This window comes from Streptomyces sp. M-16 (genome assembly GCF_052114405.1).
Lineage (GTDB): Bacteria > Actinomycetota > Actinomycetes > Streptomycetales > Streptomycetaceae > Streptomyces.
The window spans coordinates 89,566-115,213 of record NZ_JBFRER010000007.1; the positions used below are offsets into that span (position 1 = coordinate 89,566).

Genomic DNA, 25,648 nt, shown 5'->3' on the forward strand with positions numbered 1-25,648 from the left:
GGATCCTTCTTCTTTTTGATCCAACGGTCTTCGATATAGCCAGCCAAAGAATTCCTCAGGGTAAGGGTTGGGCGTAGGGCGGGCGGTAAGGTCGGGTAGATCGGTCAGGTCGTGGCCGGATACCCGGCGCGGCGCTGCGTGACGGCATTCACCGGGCTTAGGGAGGTATTACTGCGGGAGTCTGCCTGCTCCTGTTCCCGGATCCACTCGTCAAGCGTTTCGATCCGGTACATCACACGTCCGCTCCGCCCCATCCGAAAACTCGGCGGACCTTGGCGACGGTGCCGCCACACGTAAAGGGTGCAGGGCGACAGCCCCAGGTATTCGGCAGCTTCACGGACGTTCAGAAACCCCTTCCCCAGCGGCGACAAACGGGGAGGCATAGGGGCATTCGCCAGCAATTCACTGTCACAAGCAACACTTCGCACGTATCGAACCTTCGGGGTCTTCCGTCGGCAACCTGCGGCGACGGACATCGGGCATGACGAGCCCGCCCCCGCTTGCTGTCAGGCAGGTGGAGCGGACTACTTCTATGGTCTGGAGAATCCCCGGTTTGGCTGACCGGGGATCGTCGGGTATAAGCCGGGGCGGCGTCACAGCGCACCCACCCCGGACCCCTACGTCGCGGGCTGGAGCAAGGCGAGTGGGGAGACACCAAGGGCGGCCGCAATGGCGATGAGGTCATCCACGTCGCAGCGTCGGCGGGTGCGTTCGATGCGGGACAGCATGGTGTTGGTCATGGGGTGGCCGAGCTCGGTGACACGGGCAGCGAGCTCGCGCTGGGCGAATCCGCGCGAGGTGCGCAGGCGCTCGATGGCGCCGGCGGTCCGTTCTCCGGCGGGACCGATTTCCGTAGCTCTTCGGGGCATGCGTCTGTTGTAGCTCGGGTTCCCGGGTTCTCGTAATCGCGGAAGCCCAGACATGGGACTTTGGGGCCCGTTTCGCGGAGAACGAACTGGCGATTCCCGCATAGACAGCCATTGCGGAACTACGACCCATCTCGGACCACAGAGGTACGCTCACCATCAGTTGCTCCGGGCGGCGGAAACATAGATCGCCTCGCCTACCCCGGTCAATGGCTTTCGGGGTGCGATCTTCGCCGCTCTCCCTAGGCCGTCGACTTTTGGGTCAACCGGGGATTCGCCCTTACTGTGAAGACGTTCGCGATCAGCGATGCGCTCTGACGCTTTTCGAGTGCGGATTCGCTGGACTTGCGCGGGCTGGGTGTGGCTGTCTTGGCCAAGCACCCCTGACAAAGGAATCGGCTCCCGGCGTTGCAGCGCCGAGAGCCGATGGGAGCCCCTTGTCCAAACCGCCCACTCCTGAACGGATCTGAGGAACGTCTATGCCCAACAGTACGGCCGAAGCAGCCGTCCGCACACCCGCGCCCACCCCGGCGTCGCCGTCCCCGCAGCAGGCGAAGGCGGGGCGATAGGCATGGCACGCATCCGCACCATCAAGCCGGAAGCCTTCAGCTCCGAATCGCTGGCCGCCGTCAGCATCACCGCGGAGCGGACGTTCTTCGGTCTGCTCACCCAGGCCGACGACCACGGCCGGTTCCGTGACCAGTCCGCCGTCATCGCGGGCCTCTTGTGGTCCCTGCGCCCCGAACATGGCCCGATCGAGGTCGAGGACGACCTCACCCAACTCGCCGGCAATGAACTCATCTGCCGGTACGAGGGCGAGGACGGCAAGCGGTACCTGCACATCGTGACCTTCTCCAAGCACCAGAAGGTCAACCGCCCCAGCGGTGTCCGGCACCCGAACTGCCCCTACCACGACGGCGGCCGGGTACCCCTGACTTCACCGCTGGCGCAGGGAGGGCTCCGTGAGGCGTCCCTGCCCCATCAGGCAACCGTCCCGGAGCTCGCACCCGCACCTCATGCCGCTTCGATGATCCCCGTATCCRCAGGTCAGGACGGATTCAGTGAGCCCTCCGTGCAGCATCAGGGGGAGGTGCGGGAGCCTGCGCCGAGCCCTCACGGTCCGGATCTAGGACCTAGGATCATGGATCTAGGATCTCCGTTGGGAGGCGCGAGCGCCCCCACCACACCCCAGACCGCAACGGCCCAGCAACTGGTCGCCGAGTACGCCGCCGCGTGCGGGAAGCGCCCTCCGGAGAGGGTCCTGGGCCATGTCGGCCGGGAGATCAGCAAGTTGCTGCACGAAGGCATCGACCCGGACCACATCCGAGCCGGGGTCGACCGCATGCGCCTCAAGAGCCTCTACCCGAGCCTGCTGCCCAGCCTGGTCAACGAGGCCATGAACCCGCCCCAGGCCACTGCTGGCGCCCGCAGGGCCCCTCAGCCGTACACCAACCCCGGTGACGCCGAAGCCGCTTACGGAGGCCAGCTGTGACCACCGCGACCCGCGAACCCCAGCGTGCTGGCGCCCTGGCAGCCCGTCTCCATGCCATCCTCGCCGCCAAGGGCATCGACCCCGACGCCGCCCCCGCCGGGCCCACCGTGGAGCCCGTGACCGCCCTGGAACTCGCCGACCGCCGCATCCCGCCCCGCTACCGCGAGGCACTCGCCACCCAACCCGAAGTCATGGGCTGGGTGGAGGCGGTCACCGGCGCCGGGCGGAACGGGCCGGCCGGTACCCGGGGCATCGCCTACGGCCCCTCGCTGCTGATCGCCGGGCCCACGGGCATCGGGAAGACCCATCAGGCCTACGGAGCCGTCCGCTCATTGCTGGCCGCCGGAGTCCGTCTGCGCTGGCAGGCAGTCACCTCCGCCGACCTCTACGCCCAGCTCCGGCCCCGTCCCCACCACGACCCCGAGCGGGAGATCCAGGAGCTCGGCCGGTGCCCGCTGCTGATCCTGGACGACCTCGGCGCTGCCAAGCAGTCCGAGTGGACCGAGGAGCTGACGTACCGGCTGATCAACCGCCGCTACACCGAAATGCTCCCGACCCTGATCACCACCAACCTGCCGATAGCGGAACTCCGCAACGCAGTCGGGGACCGAGTCGCCTCCCGCCTGGCAGAGATGACCACCCGCGTCATCCTCACCGGCTCGGACCGCCGACGCGCCCAGCCGTCAGGCTCCTGACCACCACGGTCCCCACCCAGCTCGGTCCCGTCATCGAGGGGACCGAACCGCTGACCGAGCCATTCGGGGACCGTCCCCATCTCTGCCCCACCCCGGTCCCGTCTCGATCGCGGTCCCCGATCGCGGTCCCCGTCGCCAGCCCGGTCCCCCGTCCCGCCTGACGGGAGTCTCCCCCGGAGGGGACCGGCGGCAGTCGATCGGGGACCGTCCCGGTTCACGGCGCGGCAGTGGGGACCGTCGCCTGATTGCGCTGCGCGCGCCGGGCCCCACGGGGACCGGTCCCCAACTCTGTTTCCGCAGGTCAATCCCCTGAAATCTTCCGCCTCGGTGGGGACCGTCCCCACGGTCCCCACAATCCGGGACCGCCCTGAGACCTTGCGGGGACCGCGAGTTCGCCACATCGGGGACCGTCCCCACCCACCGGTTACGGGGACCGAGACGGGACCGGTCCCCCCACCCATGCCACTGGGGACCGGGCACCTCCCGGAACGGGACCGTCCCCGCCCAGTCCCCGGACAGCACCGGCAGCGTCGCGCGTCACGAGCAAGCGGTCCCCACAGGCGCCGGCCCGACCCATCAGCCCTTCAAATCCCGAGCCTCTACCTCTTCAAGGACACACATGCACAACCCACCGCACGACCGTCCCAACCACGACGAGCACGTGCCCTCGCTTCCAGCCTCAGAGGGAGCAAGTTGGAGGTTCGGACACTCCCCCGTCGGGGGTGCATCCGAACCAGAGCCCGCCCCGGGGGTGGCGGGCCGCGTCCCGCGCCAGGGGGCACGGGACGGGAAGGCTGCGGCCGAGGGCGGACCGCAGCCTGACAGGCCCCGGGGCAAGCCCCGCATCCGCGCCAGCAAGCAGCGCCGAGCCATCAGCGTCCGCCTCAGCGAACCCGAGCACGAGCTCGCCTCCGCCGGCGCCGCTGCCGTCGGCATGCGACTGGCCGGCTTCCTCGCCCACAGCGGACTCACCGCCGCCCGCGACCTGCACCGCACCTCCGCCGTCATCGCCACCACCCAAGACGTCCTCACCACCCTGTTCGCCCTGCGCCGTCAGCTCGGCATCGCCAACAACAACCTCAACCAGGCAGTCAAAGCACTGCACCTGGGCATCGCCCCCGAAGGACTCGACGACACCATCGCCACCGTCCTCCGCGCCGCCGAGGACATCCAGCGCGTCACCACCCGCATGACCAACCCCGAAGGAACCTGGGCCGCTTGATCCCCTCCGTCCATCCGCAGGGCGGGAGCACCGCCGGCCTGATCGCCTACCTCTACGGCCCCGGGCGCAGCGAAGAGCACACCGACCCGCACCTGGTCGCCTCATTCGACGGCCTCGCCCCCGACCCCGGCCGCAACCCCTACGCCACCGAGGAGGACCTCCAGCAGCTCCTCGACGAACCCCTCCACCTCCTGCCCGCGGACACCCGCCCGGACAAGCACGTCTGGCACGCCTCCGTCCGCGCCGCCCCCGGCGACCGGACGCTCACGGACGCCGAGTGGGCGGAGATCGCCCGTCGCGTCATCGCCGCCACCGGCATCGACCCCGGCGACGGAGCCGGCTGCCGCTGGGCCGCCGTCCGCCACGCCGACGACCACATCCACCTCATCGCCACCCTCGTACGCGAAGACGGCCGCAAACCCGACCACCACCGCTCCGGCAAGCGCGCCCAGACCGAATGCCGCCGCATCGAAGCCGACTACGACCTCCACCGCGTGGCTCCCGGCGACGGCACCGCCGCCAAGCGCCCCACCAGCGCCGAACAGCACAAAGCCAAGCGCCGGGGCCGGGACCGTGCCGCCCGTGAGGAACTGCGCGAGACCGTCCGCCGCGCCGCCGCGGGCACCGCCTCGGAGACGGAGTTCTTCGACCGCCTCGCCTCCGCCGGCCTCCTCATCCGCCGCCGCATCGCCCCCTCCGGTGACACCCTCGGCTACACCGTCGCCCTGCCCGAGGACCGCAACAAGGACGGGGCACCCGTCCACTACTCCGGGTCGAAACTCGCCCCCGACCTCTCCCTGCCCCGCCTCCGCGAACGCTGGACCGACGCGCCGACCCAGCCGACGACCGCCCAGGCGAGCGCTCCCGCGTCCACCCGGCGCCGTGCCACCGGTGCTCTCTGGCAAGCCGTCCTCCTCATCGATCACGGCGACGACGGGACCGTGGCCGCCCAGATCGCAGCCGCCGGCGAAGTCCTCGACGCCCTCGCCAAAACCTCCGCCGCCCACACCCGCACCCAGCTGAGGCAAGCAGCTACGGCCTTCGAGCGGGCAACCCGCTCCCACATACGCGCCGAACGCGGCCACGACCGCGCCCTACGCCAAGCTGCCCGCGACCTCGTCCACAGCGGTCCGGCCCTTGGCCGAGGCGAAGAGAGCGCCACGGGCGCGATGCTGATCGACATGGCGTTCTTCCTCGCCGTGGCAGCGGCCGCCTGGCACGCCAAGAGGAACCACGCCCAGCAGGCTGTCGCCGCCCTCCAGGCAGCCGAACACCTCCGCGCCGCCTACCGGACAGCCGCAGCCCAGCCCATGGCGGTCCTGCAGCAGCAAGGCCAACGCCTGGCCCCGCATGTCCAGCAGCGGCAGGCCCGCCTCGTCCACCAGGCACTGCCTGAACTGGCCGAACGCGTCCTGGCTGAGCCCGGCTGGCCCGCCTTGGCCGCCACTCTCACCGATGCCGAGAGCATCGGACACGACCCAACCGCCCTGCTCGCCGAAGCCACGCGCCGCCGAGAGCTCGACACCGCAACATCGATCAGCGATGTCCTCGTCTGGCGCCTGCGCCGCAGTGCCCACCTACCCGCCGCCCCCGACACCCGGCCCGCCCGAGGCAACCGGCGCACCCCGCCTGCGCCTCCGGCCGCGCAACTGACGACCAAGGCAGCGAGCGACCCAACCCGAGGGCGCTGACCAAAGAAGAGCCGCTGAAGGTAGCCGACGATCCCCGGTCAGCCAAACCGGGGATTCTCCAGATCCTTGATACATCGCCCTTCCCGCACCCCTTCGAGGAGCACCCGTATGCCCGAAACCGAAATCCGACCCCACATCGTCGCGCTGCTCTGCGACGCGGACTGGAAGTACCGACCCGACACCAACACCTGGTCCCACCGTGACGGCCACCCCTTCACCAAGGAAGAGCAGACCACGGCCTTCCAGGCCGTCCGCGCCGAGGTCGAAGAGGCCTCCGAACAGTTCAAGCGCTACCGGGACTACGTGCGCAAGTGGGAGGACGCGCCCGAAGCCCTGCAGCAGTTCCTCGCCCCGTTCATGGAACAGCTCACTACGAAGACCCTCGGCAACGCCGTCGAGCTCATGACCGAGGACGAGAGGGCCGAATTCGATCGGCGGCTTCGCTTCGTGATCGAGCCCCCTCGCCCCTTCACCCCGTACACCTTCTGAGAATGTGACCGGGGCCAACGCAAAGCAGCGTTGGCCCCGGTGGCATGTTCACATGGTCGACCGCTAGCCCGCGGCCCCGGCCCCGGCCCCGGCCCCGGCCCCGAGGGTGTCAGCACCAACGGCGCCCCGCAGGACATGAGCGATCTCCTCGGGCTTGAGGTCGATGCCGTCAAGCCCCTCCACGGTCAGCGGGATCTCCTCCAACGCGTATTCGCCGCGTCCCTCGGCGCCGAACTCGGGGCCGGTCCGGTCCTCGAAGGACCACGTCGCGATGCGGGCGAGGTAGAAGAGCTGACGCTCGTCGTCGGACTCCATCGTGTGCAGGAGGCGGATGATGTCGGCCTTCCCCGCGATCTCCTCATGGATCTCCCGGTGGAGTGCGGCCTCCCGGGACTCATCGCTCTCCTCGACCCCGCCGCCGGGCAGCACCCAGTACACGGGAGCTCCGGGCTTGGTGCGGCGGATGACCAGCATCATGTCGTCAGCGGTGACGAGGACGGCACGGACTCGTTCGATCATGTGGGGCTATCTCCTTGGTCGTTGGCGATTTCAGTGCAGCAGCCAGCCCCTGTCGGCGGGGTGGGTTGACCAGCGGTAAACGACGTTCATCCACGCGGGGGACGTAACGCGCCCGTTGCGGTAGAGCTCGCCCAGCGATGGGCCGCGGCGGTCGAACACGCCGAACACAGAAGCAGTTGTGCAAAATCTTCGACGTCAACTAAAGTCAGGGACGCACTGGAATGCTTCGATGCGTAGTCCGACCCTAGGAGTCGTCCGCATGAGTGTGCCTCCGTCGCCGTGGGCGACCGACGTGTTCGGCGATCAGGCCGCAGCTGTACGCCTCGGCGTCGGACAGGGCCTTCGCAACATGCAGGCCAACGCACAGGCCGCACAGGACCAAACAGCATCCCGCACCACCCGCACCTACGGCAGCAGCCGGTATGAGAACCAGTACGAACGACTGCAGGACGAACTCAAGGACCTGCCCGGCGCCCGCGCGGTACAGCCCTTCGGGTTCTCCTATGAGCTGATGCTCATCGGCAACGGGCTGCTCTACCCGTTCCGGTACTCCAAGACCAAGTCCGACGTGGGCAGCGCGCGAATCCCCAGCGAGTCGCGGCTGGTACGGGAGCTCTTCACCTTCGCGCCGGCGCCGAAGCACACCCAGGACCCGTTCGACCTCGACTTCGGGCCGGCTGTCCCGACCGCCGAACCGCGCGGCGCTTTGGCGACCGTCCCACAGGGCACCCAGTTGATCCTGGTGCCCTTCGCCTGCAACGCCTCCGAGCTGCTCGAGGCGTACTGGGGCATCGCGGCGCTCGGGGTGAACCGCCGGCTGGAATGGACCACCGATCCCGAGCCGCTCCACCTGCCGCAGTCGGTCACCTCGTACACGCCGCGACCGATCAGCATTCCGCACCCGATCACGGCGCACACCAGCTTCGCCGACGGAACCGAACCCACCCTTACGCTGTCCTCTCGTACCGCCTCGGACCGGGCCCTGCACGTACCCGCTCAGACCGAGGCAGAACCCGTCGAGGACCAGACCAGCGAAGACGATGCGACTCACTAAGCAAGACCTGATTCCCGGTACGGAAGAACGAGGCGCCACGCCGCGTGCCATCTCCGACGGCTTCGATCCCACCCGGCTGACACAAGCCCGTCGGTTGGCGGAGATGACGAAGAAGGACGTGGCGGCACAGCTCGGGGTGACGCCTGCCGCGGTGGGTCAGTACGAGACGGGGGTCTCGAGGCCACGGCCTGACTTGATCCCCCGTCTCGCGGAGATCCTCGGGGTTCCGGTGACGTTCTTCCTGTTGGGCAGGCCGGCCAACCGACTCGACGCCTCCATGGCGCACTTCCGAAGCCTGCGCAGCACGCCGAAGTCCCAGCGAGAGCGTGCGCTCGCCTTCGCAGAGCAGGTCTGGGAGCTCACCTACGCGCTGGAACAGCGGATCCAGTTGCCACTTGTCGACCTGCCCGGCTTCGCCGGCGGGGAGGTCCACCCCGGCGAGGAGCTGTCCGCCGATCCCGTGTCCGCCGCCCGTGAGCTCCGCAGGCGATGGGGTCTCGGCGACGGCCCTGTCACACACCTGGTGAGGCGGATGGAGTCCCACGGCATCGTGGTGGTCATGCCGCCTGCCAGTGATCCTTCCGCTGCGAGCGTGGACGCGTTCTCCACCCGGGCCGCGCGGCCCCTCGTCGTTCTGACCGCCAACCGGGCAGACGACATCTACCGGCATCGGTTCACGGCGGCCCATGAACTGGGCCACCTCGTGCTTCACGGCGATGCCACCGGTGACAGCCGTCAGGAGAAGGAGGCCGACGCCTTCGCGGCCGAGTTCCTGACCCCTCAGTCCAGCATCCTGCCCCTGTTGCCCAGGCGTATGGATATCGCTCGGCTGGCGGAGCTGCGAGGAGTCTGGGGGGTCTCCCTCCAGTCGCTCGTCTACCGATGCCGTGAGCTGGGACTGATTTCCGACGCCACAGCCAGCAGGACGTACCAGCGCCTGCGCGCGCTCGATGGTCAGCCCGGCTTCACGCCGGAATCGGTCTCGAACTTCCCCGGTGAGCAGCCCTCGCTGCTCGGTCAGGCCTTCGACCTGGCGGCTAAGGAAACGAATCTCTCCGTTTCCGAGCTGGCGCATGAACTGGCGTGGACCAACAAGCGAGTTCGACATCTGCTGGGTGTCCAGGAGCAAAGACCGGTGCTCCGCCTCATCCAGTAATGCCGATGCCTTCGAGCACCAGCACGGTCCACGCCGGCCGTGAGGTAACTCAAGGACGTTCGGCCTCCGCGCGGATTGCTGGGGCCAGGAGTTCGACCGCCTCCTGCCAGCGGAAGCGGTCAGCGCCTCCGCCGGACTTGGGAGGGTGAGGCTGGTAGCTGCCGACCAGGACGCCCATCTCGCGGAGTTCGGCCAGGCTTCTCTGGTACGCCTGGTGGGCAGCGAGGGCGCTGTTCACGTACGGAAGGACCACGGTCGGGATTCCCATGCCGCTGGCCTCGCACAGGATCCCGAGGGCGAGGTTGTCCGCGAAACCGGCCGCCCACTTGTTGACCGTGTTGAAGGTGGCCGGTGCGACGGCGATGGCGTCGGCCGGCGGGAACGGCCTTGCCTCGCCGGGTGAACGCCACGCCGAGCGAATTGGATACCCGGTCTGGTCCTCGACAGCCGCGGCGTCCAGGAAGCCCAGCCCCTGGGGTGTGGCGACCACTCCCACATCCCAGCCCCGCTCCTGTGCAGCGGTAATCAGTCTGCCGACATCGCCGGCGACCCCGGCCGCGCACACGACGACGTACAAGAAGGGCTTGGGCTGCGGCTCGGTCACGCGGGTACTCCCAGTCGGCGGCTGAAGTGGTGGAGCTCTGGCAGCGTACGCCGACGGTCTCGGGCCGCCACGCCGGCGACCAGGTCGCGGATGCCAAACCCGTCCGTGCTCGTATCGGGCAGCGGACGGGTCAGCCGAGTACAACGTCCAGATACTGCTGCACTGGTTCGAAGAGCCCTTGTGGCACGTACTCCGGGATCTGGGCGCGGGTGATCCAAGCGACCTCCGCGACTTCCCGCGCAGCCGCCACGTGTGCGTTGCCGCTGACCACGTCGCAGGCCGTGTACGACATCATGCGACCGCTGGCAGGGTGGACTCGCTCACCGAGCAGCCCGCGCGAGACCACCTCCAAACCCGTCTCCTCCTTCGTCTCCCGGACTGCGGCGTCCTCGCGCGACTCCCCCGGCTCGACCTTGCCGGCCGGGAACTGCCACGACAGGTTCCCCTCCGCGATTCGCCGACGCACCAACAGCACCCGGCCCTCGCGCACGACGACGGCAGCGGCAACGGGCCGCTGAGGCGCCTCTCCCAAGGACATGCCGATTCCCCCTCAATCTCCCTGGCCGCGAAGGTGAGCCAGGGCGTCGCCAACCGGGAGGTCGTACTGGTCCTTGTCGTCTTCCCAGCGTGACATCACGGAGATCGCGGCCTCAGCCATGTCCGTCGGCAGGCCGACCGAACGAAGGGTGTCGGCGATGTCTTCCATCTCAGGTACCCAGCGCCAGGCCCGTGCCGCCACGCTGGGCAAGTACCCCGGGTCGGAAAGGATGTTGGACGCCATGACCTGGGCCTCCGCGGTGAGCTCATCGCCGACCCCGTGGGCATCGGCGAGGGCGTGCGCGACGCCGGCGAGGGTCCGAGCCGCCTTCTGGTAGCTGGCGAAGGCCATCTTCAGAGCGGAGGCCGATCCGATACCGCCACTCGCCGCCTGGCGTGTGTGCAGGGCGGTGTCCTTGAACAGGGTCTCCACGAGGGCGATGGCCGACTCGTCCCCGGCGAGGTAGAGACGAGCAACCCGCTGTGCACCGGGAGGAGGGCCAAAGATCGCGCCATCGAGCACGACTGCCCCAGGGGCGATCTCCTCGGCGATGCGATGCATGCGCTGCGGATTGATCGCGTTGGCGTCCACGTAAACGCCGGCGAAGCCTTGAGCGGCGACCGATTCGGCCACGTCCTCGGCTGCCTGCGGAGGACACACGGCCAGAACCACCGCACTGCGCTCCAGGGCCTCGGTCAGGGAATTCACCGCTACCCCTCCCGCCTGCAGTGCCCGCGCGCGGGTGATTTCGCTTCGTCCCTCGGGCACCCACAGCACCTCGTGGCCTGCTGCGGCGGCCTGGGCAGCGACGGCGGAGCCCATGGCGCCGGGGTGCAAGACGGTCACGGTGGTCACGGGCGGCCTCCTGGCTGGAGCTCGGCGATGCTGCGTTCTCGACGCAATGATCGACTCTTCGGGCTCGACATGGGCAGTCGAGTTCGCTCAGGCTCCGGACTGGGCAGAGAGTCGGTCATCGGAAGTACTCGATGGCACTGGACAGACCAGTCACCGCGACCGGAACGAGACGGTCATGCGCCTGCCAGTCGGCTGACGCGATGACTTCCTCATACGCATCGAAAGGCCGGCCTTCCACGGCAATGCGGTGCACTCCATTGGGCTGATAGCCGAACTTCCGCGAGACGCCTCGGGAGGAAGCATTGTTCGCGAAGGCAGTGGAGGTGACCCGGGCTGCGTCGAGGCCGTCGAATGCGAGGGCCAGGGCGGCGGCACGCATCTGGGTGCCGTACCCCTGGCCCTGGAAGCGGCGGCCGAGCCAGAAGCCTGTGCGGGCCTCGCCTGTGGTGGCGAAGTCGCGGGCGGAGAGGTTCTGCTGGCCGATGACCTGGCCGTCGTGGAAGACGGCCAGGAGAAGGCGCCAATTGTCGCGGTTCCAATCACCGCGCGCCCACCAATGGTTCTGTACGACGTTCCTGGCGCGCTCAGCCGGCGGGGCGGAGGCCCAGGGTTGCGGGAAGAACACGGCGCCGTCGGGCACGACGCCTTCCGCGGCGACCTGGGCGAGCTCGTCGAGCTCCGCGTCCGAGGGAAGACGTAGAAAGAGGTCGGGGGTGGAGAGTTCCAGTTCGATGATGGGCCAGTGGCGCATGGGCAGGCTCCGGTGTCAGGGCCCGTCGAGTCCGAAGATCGTGCCGAACGGATCGACAAGCTGGCAGATGCGTCGGCCGGGTTCCACGTCGAGGGGACCTCGGTGGTGGATGCAGCCGGCGTCCAGGAGGCGCTTGCGTTCGGTGTCGAGGTCTTCGACGGGCCAGTACGGGACGGTGCTTCCACCGTGGGGGTTGGCCTTGGGGGACGCCTGGTGGAAACCGAACTCGAGTCCGTCGAGGTCCAGCCAGGCGTAGACGGCGGTGCCGTTGATGTCGAGCTTGACCTCGGATACGAAGATGTCGCCCCACCAACGGGCGGCGGCTTCGGGGTCGTCGACGAAGACCATAACGGTGCGGATACCGCGCAGCACTTGGGGTTCTCCTATGCGTCGGGAAGTTGGCACGGTACCGCTGTGTCGGTCACTCGTGGGCGCCGTGCAGGGAACGCAGGCTGGTGGCGGAGGCGAACGCCGTGAGGGCGCGTACGAGGCTGTGGTCGTTCCACTGCGCGCCGAGTTCGTTGACGTGGTGCAGGTAGGCGTGGCGCACCCAGCGGGGCGCCAGCTTGGGCTCATCTCCTGCGATGAAGGCAAGCGTGATGAGGTCGGCCATCCCCGTGATGTCGGGGCGGAGGGTTTCGGCGTCGATGAGGGCCAGGCACCCGTCGTCGCGGCGGCGTACGTGTTCCGGTTTGAGGTCGAGGTGTCCGAGGGGCACGTGGCCGGAGCCATGGGCATCGCTGACGAGCTGGAGGAGTCGACGCCAGTCGTCGGCATGGCTGATCCATTGCGGCGCTGGTGCGCTGACGGCAGCGCCAGTTCGCCACCTTGCCATGGCCTCGCCGACCACCGGATGCCAGCGGGCGGAGGCCGTGTGGATCGTGGCGACCGCCCGAATCAGCTCGTCGAACGCATCGGTACTGGTGAGGGTGACGGCCTGGCCGACGTAGTCGACGAGCAACGTGCGGGAAGTGTCGCAGACGCGGTGCAGGTCCGGCAGGACACGCTCGCCGGCCAGCAGCTCGTACGCGAGGACTTCGCCTTGGTAGGCGCCTTCGTCCGCGTGCCGCTTGAGGATCCGGCGGGGTGGTGTCCCGAGGGCGAAGACTGCGGTGCGGTAGCGGGCAGTGAGGCAGTACACCAGACCCGGCTCGCCCGCGTGGTGCCGGTCGAGGATGGCGTGGGCCTCGCGCTCGGCAGCGGCCCGGTCGGTGGTGAGAGGGGTGGCCAGCCACCCGTCGGACCTTGTGCGGGCGGCGCCGTCCAGCGGCCCGACGGGGGCGGTGGTCATGCCGAGGTCTCCTGATGGACCCCGAGCGCGGCGAGGCTGTAGGCGTAGCAGCGGGCGGCGAGGTCGGGCCGCTGGTGCTCGCCGTAGATCGCGAAGAGGGCGTAGACCGGGGAGTCGAGGTTCTCGCCGATGTGCCAGCCCTGGTACGAGCCGCCGACCACGTCCCAGATCTGGGCGCGGCCGAGGAAGACTGCGGCCAGGTCCTGGAAGTAGATCTCGACGCCGAAGGGGTAAGCGGCCATGGCCTCCTCGCGACTGGTCGTCTCCACCTTGTCCCACGTGGGTCCGGTGATGTTCCACGCGTAGGTGTCGATGTCGCCGGGGCGGCCGGGCGGGTCGAGGAGGCGGAGTACGGCGCGGTGGGGCCCGAGGGGGCCGTGGAGGTAGTCGTGGATGCTGGTGGCGAGGGCACCGGTGCGGGTGGCAATGAGCTCGCGGGCCAGCCGGGGCAGCTCCTCGGCCACCAGGGTCTCGGCGCTCTCCCAATCCTCCTTGTCCAGGGGCGGGGTGACCGGGGTCGGCTCGACTCGCTGCGGGGAGTCGAGGAACGACGCGAGCGCGTCAAGGGCGGTCTTCTCCGTCACCGGGTCGGGGGTGACCCAGGGGACGCGGGAGGTGGTGAGGGAGCCGTCGCCGGCCGGGACGGTCAGGCGGTCGCCGGGACGGGGGCCGTGCACGCGGAAGAGGTGCTGGAGCTCGTTTGCGGTGGCGGCCAGGGCCTTGTGATCGGCGTAGAGGAAGGGGCCGTGGGGACTACGCGGCGCGGTGAAGCCGTTGCCGCACAGGGCCACGTCGCGAACACCGTCCAGGGACTTGAGGTAGTCGATGAGCAGGCCGTTGAGGATCTGGACGCCGGTGGTGCGGTTGCGGGGGCCGTCCATGCCGGGCAGCAGATTGTTGTCGGCGCCGAGCGCGCCGTACGGGACGGTCTGGGCATTGTTCGAGACGACCGCGAGCCGGGGCGGCGCGAGTACGCCCTGGGCCAGCTGCTCGATGTAGAGGTCGGAGACGTCCGCGTCGACGCCGATGAAGACGTCGTTCCCGGTGGTGCCGGACAGGCGGACCAGGGGTTGGGAGACGCGCTTCTCCCAGAAGAGGGTGCGGGCGCCGGCGGGGTAGAGGGTGATCTCGATGTCGCCGACGTTCAGCGGCTGTGTGTGGTCCAGGCGGTGAATGGTGAAGCCCAGGGCCTCGATGGCGTCGGTGACGGCGGCCGGGGTGGTGGTGCCGGTGTAGATCGGCACGGTGCGGGCGAGGAGGTCGAGGGAGGGCAGGTGGAAGTGGTCCAGGTGCTCATGGCTGAGGATCACGGCGTTCGGGGCGGGCATGCCCTGGGTGTCCACGGTGCGGGGAGGCCAGATCGCGAACTCCAGGCTCCCTGCTCCGAAGGCGGGCGCGAGGATCGGGTCGAGGAGGACGGAGGAGAGGCCGTCGGTGATGTGCCAGGTCTGGTGGCCAAGGAAGGTCAGTTCCAGGCCGACGGGGGCTGCTGCCATGACGAACTCCTTTGCACGGTTGGGAAGGGTCACGAGGGTGGCGCGGAGAGGGACAGCGGACGTCCCCCTCCGCGCCGATTCGCGGACCGGCAGGATCTACCGGTGGTAGGTGGTCGGGGCGTTGTTGGTGGTGCCCGTGGCGGCGAACGCCGTCACGCGCTGCTGCAGCCGGCGGACCGCCTCTGCGGTAACGGCCGTACTCGGCTTCGTCTGGGGCTTGGGTCGGTTCATGACGTGCCTCCATCACTTCGGTTTCTCGGCGGTGCGGACGCAGCCGCCGTTCCCCGTCGCCACAAGCGGCGGGTGGTCAGTGTTCGGTGGCCGACAGGAGACAGCCCACGATGGCGCCGCAGAGGATCGCGTAGACGATCACGGCGATCCGCTGTCTCACTGCCTCGCCACCACGTTCACGTCCTGCGGCACCCGGCCGGCGGCGGCAACGCCGCGCTTCCGGTGCACCTGGTGCTCGATCAGCAGTACGCGGCAGACACGAGCAAGGGCCCGCATGTGGATCCAGGCCCCGAGCCGTCCCTCACCGGGCTCCCGCGCCAGCAGCCGCTCGGCATCCGTACGGGCTTGGGTGCCACCGCCCGGCTCGCCGAGCAGCAGTCGGACGTGGCCCGACAGCAGGGTCGTGGCCGCCCGTACCTCGCCACCCGGTATGCCATACGTGTCGGGCGTGAGGACACGGGCACACAGGGCACGAATGATGTCCGTCTGCACGCGAGCCTGCGGGGCGGGGGTGGTCGTCATCCCGAGTGCCCCACAGCAGCCTCGCGCATCCCGATCGCCCGGTCCAGCTGTGCGTACAGAACCTCCAGCTGGGTGGGGTCGAGGATCAGGGTCGTGGTTTCGGTGGTGCCGTCAGAGCGGTGCAGCTCGATCGGCAGGGTGGCCTGGTGGTCGTCGTGGTGGTACGTGATGTCGCGCCGGACCGAAGTTGCGTGGGTGATCACGGGGGCTCTCCCGGGGCTGTCTGAGCGGGGGCAGGGGTTCAGTCAACTCCGCCACCAGGGCCCCTAACAGGGCATTCCTGTAGGCACGTTGTAGGCACGAACTAGGCAGAATCCCGCTAGGATTCCGGGCGCCCGACTCGACCAGCGGACGGCGGGATGATGGCGAACGAGGCCCTGCGCAGGTTCAGAAACGAGCGCCGGTGGACTCAGGCACAGGCAGCGGAGCAGGTCTGTGCCCAAGTCCGAGCGACCACCGGCCGCGACCCCGAGCTCGATGCGAACTGGATCTCCCGGCTGGAACGCGGTGCGATCACCTGGCCCTCCGGCGACTACCGGGCAGCTCTGTGCGCGGTGTTCCAAGTCGACAACGAGGCAGTGCTGGGTTTGCATCCGAAGGGGGCGACCCCACACTCAGGAACACCACACACGCTCGGCACTTCCGCAGCGCCCACAGACGATGCGGGCAGCATCATCGCGGACGCGGAGCTCTCAGCCCGGCTCGCTCGACACGCTGCCGCCACCAACGTCAACGCCCTGGTCCTGGAGCAGCTCGACGCCGACCTAGAACGCCTCGCAAGGGACTTCGTCAGCCGGCCGCTGACCCTGCTGATCCCTGAGATCCGCACCCTGCGCACCGTGGTGTTCCGCTTGGTCGAAGGCCGCCAGCACCCACACCAGACCCGACATCTGTACGTCGTCGCCGGATGGCTTTCCGGCCTCGCGGCACACGTCTCCCTCGACCTCGGCCACCAGCCTTCGGCCGCCACCCATGCCCGGACCGTGGTGCAGTGCGCCGAGATCGCGGAACACCCGAGGCTGCGAGCCTGGGCCCGCTCCTTCCAGTCACTGGCCTCGTACTGGACAGGCGACTACCGGCGGGCCGCAGACCTTGCGAGGTCCGGATACGAGGATGGCCGGGGCCTGGGCTCCGGGACGATCACGGCACGACTGCTGAGCCTGGAAGCCCGGGCTCTCGCGGCCGGCGGAGACAGGCGCAGCGCGCTGCGCTCCCTCGCCCTTGCCCACGAGGCCCGTGCCATCGCAGACCTGGATGAGCTGCCGGGGGTGTTCGCCTTCCCCGAGGCCAAGCAATGGGCCTATACCGGCACCACGCTGCTGGCCGTCGGCGGTGACGAACAGGTACAGCGCGCGATCACGGCCTCCACCCGCGCGGTGGAGCTCTACCAGACAGGGCCTGAAGACGACCGCTCCCCCGGAGACCTGCACGCCGCGCACCTGGACCTGGCCACCGCGTACCTCGCGAACGGCCAGGTGGACGTGGCAGGTGCGGAACTCGACACGGTCCTCGTAGCGGAGCAGTACACGGCGAGCATCACCATCAGGCTCCGCAAACTGGACACGCTCATCGCCAGCGGGCCGTACCGTGACTCGCGGCCGGTAGTCGATCTCCGTGAACACATCCACGAGGTCACCTCCCGACCCACGATCGTCAGCACACCCACGGAGCCGCGATGAGCACCCAGCCCACGAACGAGCCCTCGGTCACCGACCGGCACCTCCTCTCCACTCAGGCGTACGGCACCGGCCGGCACTTGGCAGCCCGCCAGTCCCTCTACCAGTGGCAGACCCCGCGGCACGACTTGCCCGGCCTCGTCGCGGAGGAGCTGGTCGGCGTACGCGGCACGGTAGCTGACGTGGGCTGTGGAAACGGCACGTTCGTGCAGCGGATACGCACTCAGCGGCCGGACTTGACCGTCCTTCCCATGGACGTCTCTCCCGGCATCCTGGCGGGCATCGCCGGCGCCGCGGCTGCAGACGTCCAGCAGCTCCCCATCGCGGACGGGGCCCTGGGCGCTGTCCTGGCCATGCACATGCTGTACCACGTGGCGGACCAGGCACGCGCCGTCCGGGAGCTGGGCCGAGTCCTGGCCAAGGGCGGCATCGCTATCGCGTCCACCAACAGCCGTACCGACAAACGCGAACTGGAAGACCTCTGGCGACGAGCCGCCGGCGAGGTCCTCGGCATCCCAGAGGGGCCGGCACGCGTCCAACTCTCTGCACGCTTCACCCTGGAGGACGCCCCCGCAGTCCTCGGCGCCATCTTCGAGGACGTACGGACGATCCCCCTCCCAGGAGTGATCGAAGTGACCGACCCGGCGCCCGTGGTCGCCCACCTGGCCTCGTACGAGGCATGGGCCGATCAGATGGGTGTCCCCTTCAAGGCGACGGTAGAGCGCGCCCGAAAACGAGTGGAAGAGACCATCCAGGCAGAAGGCGCTTTCCGCGTCACCTGCCTCGGAGGCATCCTCGTCTGCCGATGACGAACACACAGGGGTGCCGCAGGCCACCCCTGGTCGGACATCGGCACTGGTAGGCCAACACCATCAGCGCTCGCGGCGGGCCTCGGGGTGCCCCTTCGGCTCCCAGGGAACTACTCGTACGTGTCCTTTCGGAGGGTGCGGTGTCGATGGTCTCCCTGACCGGCGCCGTTCACCGCGGTAAGCGACGGGAGCGCAGCGCCGTTGTTCCACAGGCCGAGATGATCGCGGTGGACAGCGACGACGCCGTTCTGCACCGCGCAGCGTTCGGCGGGGGCGCTGAAGTACGTGGTGGTGACGAAGACGGCGACTTCGGCTTTGAAGTGCACCTGTGAGCCGAGTAGGTTGCGGACCTCTCCGTTGGAGATCTTCCGCTTCGGGTTGTACCGCTTGCACTGGATCACCATTGTGCGGCCGTCGGGCAGCCGTCCACGTACGTCGGCGCCGTCGTCGCCTGTTCGGCCGACGCGGCGGACCTTCGTGCAGCCGTCCCGTCGGCAGAGGTCGGCCACGAAGTCCTCGAACTGCGTGCCGTCCATCGCGTCGACCTCGGCGAGCGTCCGATGGCCCGCCCTGACGGCTTCCTCGTGGCGCCACCGCCGGTCGTCGCCTCGGACCAGGCGGTCCGTCTTCCACAGCCACCAGCCTCCGCCGCCGCCCGCGCCGAGGACCAACCCTCCCATTACATAGGGCCAGATCGTCGACCAGAACGTCAGGAGCAGCGCCAATGCGACGACGCCGCTCCAGGCACCCGCCTTGAGCCGGGCCTCCCGGCGTTTCCGCGATGCCGACCGCCCCTTCTTGCGTGCTGCCACCCAGTTCCTCCCCGCCTCCGAGTAGCAGTCTGGGCAAGGCGACGCGTGTCAGTAAGGGCGCCCGTTGGCCATGGCTCGTTTCCTGCACCACTTCGAACTCGTCGCTGCGGGCACCAAGACCATCGGTGTGCTGATCAAGTACCCGAATCTTGCCGGCCTCACTATCCGCCTCCGCATCGAGGACACCGACGAGACCTGCGACGTAGAGGTCCTCCACGTCACCGAGTACCCCGACTTCGAGGCTCTCCTCGACGGCGAGGGCTCGTCCAGCGTCAGCCCGACCGCCACCCACCACCCGCGACTCGTCAACATCCACACCACCTACAGCCCCGAGAAGGAAACCCTGGCAGTAATGGCCATCGTGATCCAACGTATGGCTGCATGATGCGACCTGCGCTGGAGGACAGCTGCCGCCGTCCAGGCTCGGCCGGACTACCGGCGGGCTCTTCCGAGGTCAATGCGCTCCCGGCTGCTGCTGGATCCTGCAACTGACCCGAACCCGAGTCACCGCCTCGGCGGCATAGAGCTTCTTTTCACTCATGTTCGCCAGGGACGAGACAGCTACGATTTCCCGATGGCCCGCCCGATCGACCGAGCGGCGGCGCCTTGGTCGCGCCGTACGGGAGGAACCCCTTGACGCAGCACCACCTCCGCTTCGCCCCACAGATCCTCGCCCGGCTCGGTGAAGAGCTGGTGCCACACGCAGACTTGGGCATCATGGAGCTCGTCCGCAACGCCTACGACGCGGACGCCGCTCTCTGCCAACTGCAGATAAGCGAGGCCGAGCAGCCCGGCGGCACGCTCATCATCTCGGACGATGGCGACGGAATGACCGCGGAGCAGCTCGCCAATGGTTTTCTCCTCATCGGAAAATCCGGAAAATCATCGAACACTCACACCCCCAAATTCCGACGCAAAGTGGGAGAGAAGGGGCTGGGGAGAATTGCTGCCCTGCGCCTTGGGACGCAAGCCAGAATACGTACGCGCTCCGTAGATGATCCCGATTTCGAGCACACCCTGACAATCGACTGGGATCGAATCGACCGATCCGAGGCGGTGGAAGATGTTCCGCTAGCAATCGTGAGTCAACGGTGCGAGGGAGCAACCGGTACGACCGTCGAGATTAGTGGACTTCGCCAGGGAATCACCGAGCAGGACGCTGGCCGCCTGGCACGGTCGGTGCTTATGCTTACGGGCCCTTTTACCTTCGCGGATGGCTCGGCGTTTCGGGTGACCTGCGACTCGCCGGAGTTCGAGAACCTGTCGAAGGTGATCACGGCAGATCTGCTCCAGTGGGCCGAGTTTCGTCTTGTTGCCGAGCTGGACGAGCAAGGCAAGGCATCAGCCACCCTCCTCAACTGGCGTGGCGAAATCATCAAGTCGGCGGGCCATGACGACGTGGGCAGGATGCGCCAAGGACGCGGCAACCGCGACGCTCCAATGAGGTTTTCTGCGCCGCCGGCCAAGTTCGAGATGTGGATGTTCAATCTGAATCCCGGCGCGTCCAAGGAGGTTCGACTCGCGCAGCAGCCCACAGCCGAAATCAAGGCGTGGCTCAGAGAGGTGGGCGGAGTTCACCTCTACCACAGGCAGTTGCGCGTACAGCCCTACGGAGACACGGGTAACGACTGGCTGATCATCAACTTGCGGCGTGTCGCAAGCCCCGAGGTTCGTCCGTCCACGAACAACTCCGTGGGCCGGATTCAGGTGGAGGACTCAGACGACCTCCTCCAACCCAAGACCGACCGCAGCGGCTTCGTGGACAACCTGCCATTCCTGGAACTGCAGGAGTTCGCCAAACGCTCACTGGACTGGTCGGCGGAACAGCGACTCGAACTTCGGGAACAGCGTCGTATTGGCGCGGCGCCGAAGGCACGCGACCGGGTCAAGGAAGCCGAGAAACAGTTCCGGAACCTATTGGAGGCCATGAACCCGAAGGATTCCGATGCGCCAACTCTGGACGGAGTCGCCGATTCCGCCGTACTGGAGTCCTTCACTGCCGGGGCTTCCGAAGTCTTCGACTCACAGCGACAGGAAATCGAAGCGCTCCGCGAAGATCTACTCCTTTACCGGACCTTGGCCACAGTCGGCACCAGCACTGCAGTGTTCGCGCACGAGGCGATGAAGCCGGCAGCTCGCATCATCAACGAGGTCAAAACGGTCAGCCGCCGAGTCAAGCAGCATGTCTCGGAAGACGAGTACAAGGAGAGGTTCCACTCGTCGATCGAGAACTCGATTGACAGCGCCAAGACCCTGGAGACCTTCGCCCGTCTTCCATTGACCCTTCTCACAAAGAAGAAGCGGCAAATCACCGATGTCGAGTTCGACAGGGAGTGCCCGGCGATCATCCGACTTTTTTCCCGCTACCTCGACGAGCGGGGAATCCAGGTTGAATTCGATCTGGACGCGGAGGGGGCGATCGTCCGCAGCACGATCGCCGACATTGAGTCGATCCTGTCCAACCTGATCGTGAACGCCGCGCATGCCTTCACACGTACGGATGCCATCCGGCCCGAGCGCACGATCCGCGTCCGCACGCGATTGGTCGCAGAGGAAGACTCGACTCGACTTTGCCTATGTGTCGATGACTCGGGCCCTGGAATCAAGGACATCTCGCTGAGCGCAATCTGGCTGCCGGGCAAGACGACACGCGACAATGGGACCGGTCTCGGTCTCACGATCGTCCGGGACATCGTGGCCGATCTTCGAGGCACCCAAGAGGCACGTGAGCACGGGGAGTTGGGTGGCGCAGGTATCATCGTCTGGCTTCCGGTCCATACCGCCGGGGGCCAAGGGGCATGAGCTGGGGGGACGAGTGAGCGTACGTCCGCTGACAGAGGGATCGTCGATCGTGGTCATCGACGACGACGTCATGGACGCGAGCAGCATTACGCATCCGCTTCAGGACGCGGGCTTCCTCACGGAGATGATCACTGAGTTCGCGCCGAGCCAGGATGCCGATGCATTTCTCGCTTCTCTCGGCGATCGCTACGACGCCGTGGTGTGCGACCACATCCTCGGCGGACGTAGCAACGCCCGCTTCACGGGCGCGGAGCTGGTGTGCAAGGCCAACCGGAGAGCAGGTAGACCTTTGCCCGCTGTCCTCATCAGCAGCCACGTCAACACTGATCAGAACGGAGCGATTTTACGCTGGCGGGAGGGCATCCCGAGCGTTGTCGACAAGAGTGACGCCTCCGACGCGGTGGTTGACGCGCTCCGATACACGCTAGACGAGCTGGCGGGAAACCTCGCTCGGGAACGGCGCGCCTTCGCAACTCCGATCGAAGTACTCGACGTGCGGTCCGAGGGGGAGGAACCCCAGGCGAAGGTGGTCGTGGTCGGCTGGAAGATCGACTCTTCCGTCTGGATGCCGTTGCGCCCAATCGAGGCAGCCACGGGTCTCCGGCCGGACGAGCTGACTGGACGTTGGCTTGAGGCTGAGGTGAACTGCTACGCAAAGGACGCCTCTGACCTCTTCTATCGCAACATCATCCTCGCTCCCGATCTGCCGCAGGGGTGGCTGACTGCATGAACACCCCGAACACGTCCACCGAACTGCCGCCCAGCGCGCAGCCAGAACGCGACTTAGCTGTCACTATCCTGGACGTCGGGCACGGAAACTCCGCGGTGGTGCGGGATGGTTCGACCTGCGCCGTGATCGACGCGGCCCCTGGCGACATCGTTCAGCGCGAACTGGATCGTGTCGAATGCAGGCACATCGAGCACCTGATCATCTCGCACTCCGACCAGGACCACGCTGGCGGCGGCCCGCAGATCCTGCTCGATCCGCTGCGCACGGTGGGAACCGCCTGGTTCAACCCGGATGCGAGGAAGAACAGCCGAATCTGGGAGCGGTTGATCCGGGCCGTTCACACTCGTCACAGGCGCGGTGGCTTCGGCGGGCACCAGATGCTGCACACGGAGACGCCTCAAACGCTGCTTTGCGGCCGCGCGAGGCTCGAAGTCTGCCACCCCAGCTTCCTGATGGCCGGCACAGGCCCGACGGACACGTCCCCGACCTTCGGTAAACTGGACACCAATACTGTGTCCATCGTGGTCCGGGTGCATCTCGAGGATGAGCCAGCCGTCCTCCTCGCGGCCGACATGGATGCGGTGGCACTCAAGCACATTCGGGAGAATGGCCATCAGCTGTCGGCACCAGTTCTCGTCTTCCCCCACCACGGAGGACTCCCAGGCAAGGCCGATCCGCAGTCCTTCGCCAAAGAGCTGACGGAGCTGGTGGCCCCTCGGCTGATCATCTTCTCCATCCGCGGTGGTCTACGCCCTGCCAATCCGCATCGGGAGATTATGGCGGGCGTCCGACTGGCAGCACCGGACGCCCACATTGCATGCACGCAGCTATCCGTGCACTGCCATGAGGAGAAGCAGCTCGTAACCGACCGGCACCTGGCAGTGCTCCCAGCTGCAGGCCGCAAATCCGGCAGGGCCTGCGCGGGCAGCGTGACCGTGGCACGCATCGAGGCAGGTCTGCACTTCGACCCGCCTCTGGAGAGCCATCGGTCGTTCGTCGACGGAGGTTCCGTGGCCAACCCGCTCTGCCGACTCCCCATCCCCGGCCCACGCAAGGCTGCCGACAACGTTCAGCCTGAAGGAAGTGGCTGATGAGACTTGGCGCGACAGGATTTGGCGATCTGTTCCCAACGCCTCCGAGCCTGCTGCAGAATGACACCTCTGCCAATTCGCGTATTTGATCCAGGACGTAATCCCTTCCGGATCAGCAGGAGGGGAACACGTGAGTATCGCTGCCTACTCAACCTACGCACGACAGCTTGAGTCCTTGGTGACCGACGTGGCCTTGGGTCGTTGGCGCCGTGTGGCGGACGACGTCCAGCATGCCCTCAATGGCCAGGCGTCGGCCCAACTGCGACGCATCGTCTCGCGAGCTGACCGCCGTACCACCGGATCATTCTTCACGACCGGCGGGGTCCGGCAGTCGTATGAAGAACTGCTGGCGCGCGGCACGGCACCCGGAGGGTCAACAATGATCTGGGACCCCACCTGCGGTGCCGGCGACCTGCTTATTGCCGGTACTTCACAGTTCCCAATAGGGGCGACACCAGCGGAGACGCTCACCCTGTGGAACCGCCGGGTGAGGGGCCACGACCTTCACGATCCCTTTGTGGCAGTGGCGCGCATGCGGCTGGTCTTGGCCGTGCTGGAACGTCACCGGGCTGTCGGATCCGACGCCCTACTCGTGGAACGCCGGTGGCGCACCGCCTTCCCACGGGTGCAGGTCGGCGACGGTCTACAGGCGCTGCGTGCAGCGGCCGAAGGCCGTGGCTTCGGAGGTCGACTGCTCCTGAATCCCCCCTACGGCATGGATGCAGCGCTCCCCGGCTGTACATGGTCGACGGGCAGGACGTCCTTGGCGGCAACATTCACCGCTCAAGCGTCGGCCGCAATGGCTCCGGGCGGGAGGCTCTTCGCCGTCCTACCCGACGTATTGCGCAGCGGAAGCCGATACCAGTCCTGGCGCGGCCAGTTGGCCGAGCATCTGAAGATGGAGGAGATCCGCCCGCACGGCCTCTTCGACAACCACACCGACGTAGACGTTTTCCTGCTCTCCGCCGTACGGAGAAGGGGCGGCCACTCCGGCGCGGTCGCCTGGTGGCCGCCGTCCGCTGTCAGCACGGATAGCGTCATAGGTGACCATTTCCGCGTTGGCGTCGGCCCCGTCGTCGACAACCGAGACCCTCACGACGGGCCGGAGGTTCCCTATCTCACAGCGAAGGAACTGCCGGGCCAAGGTGAGACGGGGCTGCCACTGCGCAGGCGCCTCTTCGGTGGGCGCTTGTTTGAACCCCCTTTCGTGGTCATGCGCCGTACGTCCCGCCCAGGGCAAGGGGCCAAAGGAGGGGCTCGCGGAACAGGCGTTCTCATTCAAGGTGATCGGCCAGTGGCAGTGGACAACCACCTGATCGTGGCCGAGCCGCTGAGGGGTGGCGTGGCAAGCTGCCGAGAGCTGCTAGAAGTGCTGGATGGGCCCAAGGTCGTCCACTGGCTCGACGAGCGTATTCGCTGTCGCCACCTGACCGTCACGGTTGTCCGGTCACTCCCTTGGGGCTGACCTGCACGTAGGGCAGGGGGAGACAGACAACCGTGCGCCTTCTCTGACAGCCCGCCGCAGGCTGCGCGGTCGGGCTTGACAGCTCCATGATGTCCATGGTGATTCGGCAGCACGACATTGACTCGCTGCCCGACCAGACCCCGGGCCACATCCAGCGGGCACCCCACACTGAAGATGCTGAAAGCCACATGGAACCACGGGGGTTGTCAGCACCTCATGCCAAGATGCTGACAGGCAATCGAGTGAAGGGAATCGACGTTGCTTCCAGAAGCAATGACCGCGTTGGCTGCTGCGGCGGGCGCCGGCGTTGTACAGGCGGCCGGTACCGACGCCTGGGAGACTGTACGGAATCGGCTGATCAATCTGTTCGGGCAGGGCAACGGCCATCGTGAGATCGAGATGAGTGACCGTCTCGATCGGACCGTGTCGGCCCTCCAGAACGCTGACGAGGCCGAGGTGCAGGGGCAAGAGTCCATGTGGCGTGATCGAATCACCGCGCTGCTCGAGTCCTTGCCCGAGCCGGAGCGCGAGCAGGCTCTGACCGAACTTCGCGCCCTGTTGGAGCATGTTGATGCGCACGAGGTCAGCGCCTCGGTCATCGTCGGGCCGGGTGGCGTGGCAGCGGGCCGGGATGTTTCAGTCCGAGCCGATCAGAATTCCATCGCCGCTGCAGTGATCAACGGAGGAGTGAACCTCCCGGGCCCTCCGCGGCCGGACCGGTAGCGGGGCACTCCGGTCCGGCGACGAAGGGGAGACCGGTCGGGTTTGCGACAGCAGAGACTCATTCGACC

The 25,648-nt window shown here is 67.6% G+C and carries 29 protein-coding genes; 15 read left to right on the forward strand and 14 right to left on the reverse strand.

The window, feature by feature from the left end; translation table 11 throughout:
* Positions 1 to 104 precede the first annotated feature (104 nt).
* Together AB4039_RS05690 and AB4039_RS05695 are read right to left on the reverse strand one after the other, a co-directional pair.
* Entirely contained in the window at positions 105 to 476 is a 372-nt protein-coding gene (locus tag AB4039_RS05690) for a helix-turn-helix transcriptional regulator (protein ID WP_442270148.1), read from the reverse strand.
* Positions 477 to 617: 141 nt separating this feature from the next.
* Entirely contained in the window at positions 618 to 869 is a 252-nt protein-coding gene (locus AB4039_RS05695) for a helix-turn-helix domain-containing protein (protein ID WP_442270149.1), read from the reverse strand.
* 568 nt (positions 870 to 1,437) lie between these two features.
* Between AB4039_RS05695 and AB4039_RS05700 the strand changes: the two genes are divergently transcribed.
* The 5 genes from AB4039_RS05700 to AB4039_RS05720 all read left to right on the forward strand — a co-directional run bounded on the left by AB4039_RS05700 (position 1,438) and on the right by AB4039_RS05720 (position 6,455).
* Positions 1,438 to 2,358 carry a hypothetical protein gene (locus AB4039_RS05700; RefSeq protein ID WP_442270150.1) on the forward strand — a complete coding sequence of 307 codons (921 nt, stop codon included), beginning with the start codon at positions 1,438 to 1,440 and terminating at the stop codon, positions 2,356 to 2,358.
* On the forward strand, positions 2,355 to 3,053 hold the full coding sequence (locus tag AB4039_RS05705) for an ATP-binding protein (protein ID WP_376679091.1): 699 nt from the start codon (positions 2,355 to 2,357) through the stop codon (positions 3,051 to 3,053). The genes AB4039_RS05700 and AB4039_RS05705 overlap by 4 nt, the downstream gene beginning before the upstream one ends.
* 751 nt (positions 3,054 to 3,804) lie before the next feature.
* Positions 3,805 to 4,275 (forward strand): plasmid mobilization relaxosome protein MobC, encoded by a 471-nt coding sequence (locus tag AB4039_RS05710; RefSeq protein WP_376679092.1) that lies wholly within the window; start codon positions 3,805 to 3,807, stop codon positions 4,273 to 4,275.
* Positions 4,272 to 5,966 carry a relaxase/mobilization nuclease domain-containing protein gene (locus AB4039_RS05715; RefSeq protein ID WP_442270151.1) on the forward strand — a complete coding sequence of 565 codons (1,695 nt, stop codon included), beginning with the start codon at positions 4,272 to 4,274 and terminating at the stop codon, positions 5,964 to 5,966. The genes AB4039_RS05710 and AB4039_RS05715 overlap by 4 nt, the downstream gene beginning before the upstream one ends.
* A gap of 108 nt (positions 5,967 to 6,074) precedes the next feature.
* Complete coding sequence (locus tag AB4039_RS05720) at positions 6,075 to 6,455, forward strand: hypothetical protein (RefSeq protein WP_376679094.1); 381 nt, start codon at positions 6,075 to 6,077, stop codon at positions 6,453 to 6,455.
* Positions 6,456 to 6,518: 63 nt separating this feature from the next.
* On the opposite strand, the gene AB4039_RS05725 is transcribed toward AB4039_RS05720, so the two are convergent.
* Positions 6,519 to 6,974 carry an NUDIX hydrolase gene (locus AB4039_RS05725; RefSeq protein ID WP_442270152.1) on the reverse strand — a complete coding sequence of 152 codons (456 nt, stop codon included), beginning with the start codon at positions 6,972 to 6,974 and terminating at the stop codon, positions 6,519 to 6,521.
* A gap of 259 nt (positions 6,975 to 7,233) precedes the next feature.
* On the opposite strand from AB4039_RS05725, the gene AB4039_RS05730 reads away from it, so the two are divergent.
* Together AB4039_RS05730 and AB4039_RS05735 are read left to right on the forward strand one after the other, a co-directional pair.
* The gene (locus AB4039_RS05730) at positions 7,234 to 8,028 is read left to right on the forward strand and encodes a hypothetical protein (RefSeq protein WP_442270153.1); all 795 of its coding nucleotides are present in this window, start codon (positions 7,234 to 7,236) and stop codon (positions 8,026 to 8,028) included.
* Positions 8,015 to 9,184 (forward strand): helix-turn-helix domain-containing protein, encoded by a 1,170-nt coding sequence (locus tag AB4039_RS05735; protein ID WP_442270154.1) that lies wholly within the window; start codon positions 8,015 to 8,017, stop codon positions 9,182 to 9,184. Before AB4039_RS05730 ends, AB4039_RS05735 begins: the two co-directional genes overlap by 14 nt.
* Before the next feature lie 49 nt (positions 9,185 to 9,233).
* Here the strand turns inward: AB4039_RS05735 and AB4039_RS05740 are convergent, their stop codons facing one another.
* The 10 genes from AB4039_RS05740 to AB4039_RS05785 all read right to left on the reverse strand — a co-directional run bounded on the left by AB4039_RS05740 (position 9,234) and on the right by AB4039_RS05785 (position 15,675).
* Positions 9,234 to 9,788, reverse strand: coding sequence for a flavoprotein (locus AB4039_RS05740; RefSeq protein WP_442270155.1), 555 nt, complete (start codon positions 9,786 to 9,788; stop codon positions 9,234 to 9,236).
* Between the two features lie 130 nt (positions 9,789 to 9,918).
* Entirely contained in the window at positions 9,919 to 10,326 is a 408-nt protein-coding gene (locus AB4039_RS05745) for an NUDIX hydrolase (RefSeq protein ID WP_376679099.1), read from the reverse strand.
* Between the two features lie 12 nt (positions 10,327 to 10,338).
* Entirely contained in the window at positions 10,339 to 11,181 is an 843-nt protein-coding gene (locus AB4039_RS05750) for a DUF1932 domain-containing protein (RefSeq protein WP_442270156.1), read from the reverse strand.
* 115 nt (positions 11,182 to 11,296) lie between these two features.
* On the reverse strand, positions 11,297 to 11,932 hold the full coding sequence (locus AB4039_RS05755; protein ID WP_442270157.1) for a GNAT family N-acetyltransferase: 636 nt from the start codon (positions 11,930 to 11,932) through the stop codon (positions 11,297 to 11,299).
* A gap of 15 nt (positions 11,933 to 11,947) precedes the next feature.
* Positions 11,948 to 12,304, reverse strand: a complete 357-nt coding sequence (locus tag AB4039_RS05760; RefSeq protein ID WP_242707637.1) for a VOC family protein — start codon at positions 12,302 to 12,304, stop codon at positions 11,948 to 11,950.
* A 49-nt stretch (positions 12,305 to 12,353) separates the two neighbouring features.
* Positions 12,354 to 13,223 carry a hypothetical protein gene (locus AB4039_RS05765; RefSeq protein WP_442270158.1) on the reverse strand — a complete coding sequence of 290 codons (870 nt, stop codon included), beginning with the start codon at positions 13,221 to 13,223 and terminating at the stop codon, positions 12,354 to 12,356.
* Positions 13,220 to 14,719: an MBL fold metallo-hydrolase gene (locus tag AB4039_RS05770; RefSeq protein ID WP_442270159.1), complete on the reverse strand. Its 1,500-nt coding sequence runs from the start codon at positions 14,717 to 14,719 to the stop codon at positions 13,220 to 13,222. Before AB4039_RS05770 ends, AB4039_RS05765 begins: the two co-directional genes overlap by 4 nt.
* Before the next feature lie 96 nt (positions 14,720 to 14,815).
* Complete coding sequence (locus AB4039_RS05775) at positions 14,816 to 14,950, reverse strand: hypothetical protein (RefSeq protein WP_376679105.1); 135 nt, start codon at positions 14,948 to 14,950, stop codon at positions 14,816 to 14,818.
* A 156-nt stretch (positions 14,951 to 15,106) separates the two neighbouring features.
* Complete coding sequence (locus AB4039_RS05780; protein ID WP_376679106.1) at positions 15,107 to 15,472, reverse strand: DUF6415 family natural product biosynthesis protein; 366 nt, start codon at positions 15,470 to 15,472, stop codon at positions 15,107 to 15,109.
* Positions 15,469 to 15,675, reverse strand: coding sequence for a hypothetical protein (locus AB4039_RS05785; protein ID WP_442270160.1), 207 nt, complete (start codon positions 15,673 to 15,675; stop codon positions 15,469 to 15,471). Before AB4039_RS05785 ends, AB4039_RS05780 begins: the two co-directional genes overlap by 4 nt.
* A gap of 156 nt (positions 15,676 to 15,831) precedes the next feature.
* On the opposite strand from AB4039_RS05785, the gene AB4039_RS05790 reads away from it, so the two are divergent.
* Positions 15,832 to 17,151, forward strand: a complete 1,320-nt coding sequence (locus AB4039_RS05790) for a helix-turn-helix domain-containing protein (protein ID WP_442270161.1) — start codon at positions 15,832 to 15,834, stop codon at positions 17,149 to 17,151.
* Positions 17,148 to 17,957, forward strand: a complete 810-nt coding sequence (locus AB4039_RS05795) for a class I SAM-dependent methyltransferase (protein WP_442270162.1) — start codon at positions 17,148 to 17,150, stop codon at positions 17,955 to 17,957. Before AB4039_RS05790 ends, AB4039_RS05795 begins: the two co-directional genes overlap by 4 nt.
* 110 nt (positions 17,958 to 18,067) lie before the next feature.
* Here the strand turns inward: AB4039_RS05795 and AB4039_RS05800 are convergent, their stop codons facing one another.
* Entirely contained in the window at positions 18,068 to 18,769 is a 702-nt protein-coding gene (locus tag AB4039_RS05800; protein ID WP_442270163.1) for a restriction endonuclease, read from the reverse strand.
* Between the two features lie 70 nt (positions 18,770 to 18,839).
* Here AB4039_RS05800 and AB4039_RS05805 point away from each other — a divergent pair, with 70 nt between their 5' ends.
* The 6 genes from AB4039_RS05805 to AB4039_RS05830 all read left to right on the forward strand — a co-directional run bounded on the left by AB4039_RS05805 (position 18,840) and on the right by AB4039_RS05830 (position 25,580).
* Positions 18,840 to 19,154, forward strand: a complete 315-nt coding sequence (locus AB4039_RS05805; protein ID WP_442270164.1) for an ASCH domain-containing protein — start codon at positions 18,840 to 18,842, stop codon at positions 19,152 to 19,154.
* A gap of 248 nt (positions 19,155 to 19,402) precedes the next feature.
* Positions 19,403 to 21,571, forward strand: a complete 2,169-nt coding sequence (locus AB4039_RS05810; protein WP_442270165.1) for an ATP-binding protein — start codon at positions 19,403 to 19,405, stop codon at positions 21,569 to 21,571.
* Between the two features lie 49 nt (positions 21,572 to 21,620).
* Positions 21,621 to 22,301 carry a response regulator gene (locus AB4039_RS05815; protein ID WP_442270166.1) on the forward strand — a complete coding sequence of 227 codons (681 nt, stop codon included), beginning with the start codon at positions 21,621 to 21,623 and terminating at the stop codon, positions 22,299 to 22,301.
* Positions 22,298 to 23,392, forward strand: a complete 1,095-nt coding sequence (locus AB4039_RS05820; RefSeq protein WP_442270167.1) for a ComEC/Rec2 family competence protein — start codon at positions 22,298 to 22,300, stop codon at positions 23,390 to 23,392. The genes AB4039_RS05815 and AB4039_RS05820 overlap by 4 nt, the downstream gene beginning before the upstream one ends.
* A 130-nt stretch (positions 23,393 to 23,522) precedes the next feature.
* Positions 23,523 to 24,857 carry a hypothetical protein gene (locus AB4039_RS05825; protein ID WP_442270168.1) on the forward strand — a complete coding sequence of 445 codons (1,335 nt, stop codon included), beginning with the start codon at positions 23,523 to 23,525 and terminating at the stop codon, positions 24,855 to 24,857.
* Between the two features lie 273 nt (positions 24,858 to 25,130).
* The gene (locus AB4039_RS05830; protein WP_442270169.1) at positions 25,131 to 25,580 is read left to right on the forward strand and encodes a hypothetical protein; all 450 of its coding nucleotides are present in this window, start codon (positions 25,131 to 25,133) and stop codon (positions 25,578 to 25,580) included.
* Positions 25,581 to 25,648 lie beyond the last annotated feature (68 nt).

What these genes read in the sequence shown, in the direction of transcription:
- AB4039_RS05730 (WP_442270153.1), top strand. Translation starts at nt 7,234, where the DNA reads ATGAGTGTGCCTCCGTCGCCGTGGGCGACCGACGTGTTCGGCGATCAG.
- AB4039_RS05755 (WP_442270157.1), bottom strand. Translation starts at nt 11,932, where the DNA reads ATGCGCCACTGGCCCATCATCGAACTGGAACTCTCCACCCCCGACCTC.
- AB4039_RS05795 (WP_442270162.1), top strand. Translation starts at nt 17,148, where the DNA reads ATGAGCACCCAGCCCACGAACGAGCCCTCGGTCACCGACCGGCACCTC.
- AB4039_RS05695 (WP_442270149.1), bottom strand. Translation starts at nt 869, where the DNA reads ATGCCCCGAAGAGCTACGGAAATCGGTCCCGCCGGAGAACGGACCGCC.
- AB4039_RS05805 (WP_442270164.1), top strand. Translation starts at nt 18,840, where the DNA reads ATGGCTCGTTTCCTGCACCACTTCGAACTCGTCGCTGCGGGCACCAAG.
- AB4039_RS05820 (WP_442270167.1), top strand. Translation starts at nt 22,298, where the DNA reads ATGAACACCCCGAACACGTCCACCGAACTGCCGCCCAGCGCGCAGCCA.
- AB4039_RS05830 (WP_442270169.1), top strand. Translation starts at nt 25,131, where the DNA reads ATGACCGCGTTGGCTGCTGCGGCGGGCGCCGGCGTTGTACAGGCGGCC.
- AB4039_RS05745 (WP_376679099.1), bottom strand. Translation starts at nt 10,326, where the DNA reads ATGTCCTTGGGAGAGGCGCCTCAGCGGCCCGTTGCCGCTGCCGTCGTC.
- AB4039_RS05720 (WP_376679094.1), top strand. Translation starts at nt 6,075, where the DNA reads ATGCCCGAAACCGAAATCCGACCCCACATCGTCGCGCTGCTCTGCGAC.
- AB4039_RS05690 (WP_442270148.1), bottom strand. Translation starts at nt 476, where the DNA reads ATGTCCGTCGCCGCAGGTTGCCGACGGAAGACCCCGAAGGTTCGATAC.
- AB4039_RS05790 (WP_442270161.1), top strand. Translation starts at nt 15,832, where the DNA reads ATGATGGCGAACGAGGCCCTGCGCAGGTTCAGAAACGAGCGCCGGTGG.
- AB4039_RS05735 (WP_442270154.1), top strand. Translation starts at nt 8,015, where the DNA reads ATGCGACTCACTAAGCAAGACCTGATTCCCGGTACGGAAGAACGAGGC.
- AB4039_RS05725 (WP_442270152.1), bottom strand. Translation starts at nt 6,974, where the DNA reads ATGATCGAACGAGTCCGTGCCGTCCTCGTCACCGCTGACGACATGATG.
- AB4039_RS05770 (WP_442270159.1), bottom strand. Translation starts at nt 14,719, where the DNA reads ATGGCAGCAGCCCCCGTCGGCCTGGAACTGACCTTCCTTGGCCACCAG.
- AB4039_RS05775 (WP_376679105.1), bottom strand. Translation starts at nt 14,950, where the DNA reads ATGAACCGACCCAAGCCCCAGACGAAGCCGAGTACGGCCGTTACCGCA.
- AB4039_RS05765 (WP_442270158.1), bottom strand. Translation starts at nt 13,223, where the DNA reads ATGACCACCGCCCCCGTCGGGCCGCTGGACGGCGCCGCCCGCACAAGG.
- AB4039_RS05780 (WP_376679106.1), bottom strand. Translation starts at nt 15,472, where the DNA reads ATGACGACCACCCCCGCCCCGCAGGCTCGCGTGCAGACGGACATCATT.